Source organism: Streptomyces sp. SID14478 (assembly GCF_010548525.1).
Lineage (GTDB): Bacteria > Actinomycetota > Actinomycetes > Streptomycetales > Streptomycetaceae > Streptomyces.
This window is the reverse complement of record NZ_JAAGMG010000887.1, coordinates 1-3,255: the sequence shown is the minus strand read 5'-3', so window position 1 is coordinate 3,255 and position 3,255 is coordinate 1. Positions and strand designations below refer to the sequence as shown.

2 protein-coding genes and 1 pseudogene are annotated in these 3,255 nt (G+C 74.4%); all 3 read right to left on the bottom strand.

Annotated features, from left to right (window positions below; genetic code table 11):
• Nucleotides 1-182 (bottom strand): annotated as a pseudogene (locus tag G3I40_RS29065) (two-component sensor histidine kinase); the annotation flags it as partial.
• Nucleotides 179-880 carry a hypothetical protein gene (locus G3I40_RS29060; protein ID WP_164305494.1) on the bottom strand — a complete coding sequence of 234 codons (702 nt, stop codon included), beginning with the start codon at nt 878-880 and terminating at the stop codon, nt 179-181. The pseudogene G3I40_RS29065 and the gene G3I40_RS29060, both read right to left, overlap by 4 nt.
• Before the next feature lie 426 nt (nt 881-1,306).
• Nucleotides 1,307-3,255: molybdopterin oxidoreductase family protein (locus G3I40_RS29055; RefSeq protein ID WP_239092002.1), on the bottom strand; the 1,949-nt coding region annotated here is incomplete at its 5' end.

Sequence of the window (3,255 nt, the reverse complement as noted above, 5' to 3'; positions counted from 1 at the left end):
AGCTGGGCGGTGGCGCCCGCGCGGGCGTTCGCCGAGACCTGGTCGAGGCGGGCGTGGTGCACGAGCAGCCCGATGGCGACGGCGACGAGCGCGCAGCCGAATGCGACCAGCAGGGCGATCCGCCAGCGCAGCCCCAGCCGGCCGGCCCGGGCCCGCGCCCGCAGCAGACGGGGGCGCATCATGATGCGCTCCCGGGGGAGGGGGAGGTCGTCGTGTCCGGCTCCGTGCTCGGCGTGGGCGTCGACTTCTTGTAGTTCTTGACGTCGCTGATGGTCGACAGCCGCGTCCCGTCCCAGTGGTAGCGCACCGCCTGCTCCCCGCCGTCCGTGCACGAGCTGCGCAGCAGCAGGTCCTTGCCGAGGGTCTCCACGGCGACGCGCTTGCCCCCGGTGAACAGCACCGGGTACACGCGCCCGTCGCGCTCCGTGTAGACGGACAGCGCCGTGCGCCCGCTCTCGGTGTCGACGGCGACGAGCAGCTCGGGTCTGCCGTCGCCGGTCAGGTCCCGGTACATGGGCGGGCGCACTCCCGACACCCCCGGCTCCTTGATGTCCTCGCGTCCGGCGAACGGCTGCATGCGCGGATCGGCCCGGAGCACCGCGTGCGCGTCGAGCCCGCGAAGGCCCTTCGCGCCGATCAGCGGCAGCCCCGTCAGCGCCTTGGGCGGCGGCTGGTGGGTGGAGGCCTCGGCGCCGGGCGCCTTCGTCGACGTACCGGACCAGGCGGGCCAGACGTCGTGCGGCTGCGGCTGTACGGAGACGGAGGGCGCGGCTTCCCCCGCGCCGAGGCCGTCGGTGCGGCCGCAGCCCATGAGCGCGGCGATGCCCAGGGCGGTCGCGACCGCGACGGCGCCCGTCAGGAGGCGGTTCAGAGGAGGCATGCTTCCGACGGTAGAAACCGACTGTTGCGGCATCCCGGAGGTTCTGTAACAGCGACGCTGACCGGGACTTTCCCGCCCCGATTGAGGCCCAAGGTCCCCCCTCACCCGACCCCAAGGCCCCCTCAACCGCCTCCGCCCCCGATCAGCGGCTCCGCCGCTTCAAGCCCCTCCGGCGATTGAGGAGCGGGGTCCGGGGCAGAGCCCCGGTGCTCAGCTCCACCCCCGGGCGCCAGCCCAGCGGACCGGGGAGAAGCGCCCTCGGTGCTCAGCACCACCCCCGAGCACCAGCCCAGCCGGCGGGAGAGAAGCGCCCCCGGTGCTCAGCATCACCCCCGGGCGCCAGGCCCAGCCGGCCGGGCAGAGACAGCCCCAAGGCTCAGCATCACCCCCGGCCGAGACAGCCAGCAGGCCGAGGGAAGACCCCGCTCACCCCCCACCCGAGGCGGCAGCCACTCGTACCGCACACACCTTGAACTCCGGCATCCCGGACACGGGATCAAGCGCCGGATTGGTCAAGATGTTGGCCCGCCCCGCCCCGGCCCAGTGAAAGGGCATGAACACCGTGTCCGGCCGAACCGCGGAGGTCACCCGCGCCGCCACCACCACCCGCCCGCGCCGCGACGTCACCGCCACCTCGTCGCCCTCCGCGACACCGAGCCGCGCCGCGAGCCGCGGATGGAGCTCGACGAAGGGCCCGGGGGCGGCCGCGTTCAGCTCGGGGACGCGGCGGGTCTGCGCCCCCGACTGGTACTGCGCCACCACCCGGCCCGTCGTCAGGTACAGCGGGTACTCCGCGTCGGGCTCCTCGGCGGCGGGCCGGTGCGCCACGGGGACGAAGCGTGCCCGGCCGTCCTCGGTGGCGAAGGAGTCGAGGAAGAGCCGGGGCGTGCCCGGGTGCCCGCCGGGCCGCTCCGGGCACGGCCAGAAGAGGCCGTCCTCCTCGGTCAGCCGCGGGTAGGAGATGCCCGAGTAGTCCGCGGGGCTCCCGGCGCAGGCACGGCGCAGTTCGTCGAAGACCTCCTCCGGGTCGACGGGGAAGCCCTTCTCCAGGGCAGGAGCGAGCCGCGCGGCCAGCGCGTTGAGCACCTCCAGATCGGAGCGGACGCCGTCCGGCGCGGGCAGCGCCCGGCGGCGCAGCAGCACCCTGCCCTCCAGGTTCGTCACCGTGCCGGTCTCCTCGGCCCACTGCGTCACGGGCAGCACCACGTCGGCGAGTTCGGCCGTCTCGGACAGGACGACGTCGGCCACGGCCAGGAAGTCGAGCGACCGTATCCGCTCCTCCACGTGCGCGGCGCGCGGCGCCGACACCACCGGGTTCGAGCCCATGAGGAGCAGCGAGCGGATGTCGGTGCCGAGTGCGTCCAGCAACTCGTATGCCGAACGGCCGGGCCCCGGAAGGGAGTCGGGATCGACGCCCCACACCTCGGCCACGTGCGCCCGCGCCGCCGGGTCCGCCAGCTTGCGGTATCCGGGCAACTGGTCCGCTTTCTGGCCGTGTTCGCGGCCGCCCTGCCCGTTGCCCTGGCCGGTCAGACAGCCGTAGCCGGACAGCGGGCGGCCGGGGCGGCCGGTGGCCAGCGCCAGGTTGATCCACGCGCCGACCGTGTCGGTGCCCTTGGACTGCTGCTCGGGGCCGCGCGCGGTGAGCACCATGGCGTGCTCCGGCTCGGTGAACATCCTTACGGCCTGCCGGAGTTGAGGGACCGGCACTCCCGTGACCCGTTCCACGTACTCCGGCCAGTGCGCCATCGCGCCGGCCCGCGCCGCCTCCCAGCCCCGCGTGCGTTCGCGTACGTACTCCTCGTCGACCCGCCGCTCGGCCACCACCAGGTGCAGCATGCCGAGCGCGAGCGCCAGGTCCGTGCCGGGGCGCGGGGCCAGGTGCAGGTCGGCCTGGTCGGCGGTGCGGGTGCGGCGCGGGTCGACGACGATCAACGTGCCGCCGTTCGCGCGGAGTTCGGTGAAGTACCGCAGGGCAGGCGGCATCGTCTCGGCCGGGTTCGAGCCGACCAGGACGACGCAGCCGGTGCGCGGGACGTCCTCCAGGGGGAAGGGCAGACCGCGGTCGAGGCCGAACGCCTTCTGGCCCGCCGCCGCAGCCGACGACATGCAGAACCGGCCGTTGTAGTCGATCTGCGACGTGCCGAGCACGATGCGCGCGAACTTGCCGAGCGCGTACGCCTTTTCGTTGGTGAGCCCGCCGCCGCCGAAGACCGCGCACGCGTCCGCGCCGTGCGTCGTGCGCGTGCGGGTCAGCCCTGCGGCGACCGCGTCCAGGGCCGCTTCCCAGGTGGCGGGTTCCAGGGCGCCCGCCGTCGAGCGGACCAGCGGGGTGGTCAGGCGCACCCCGTCGCGGAGCACGGCCGCCGCGCTCT

Coding starts and splice junctions, on each gene's coding strand:
- G3I40_RS29060 (WP_164305494.1), bottom strand. CDS start 880: ATGCCTCCTCTGAACCGCCTCCTGACGGGCGCCGTCGCGGTCGCGACC.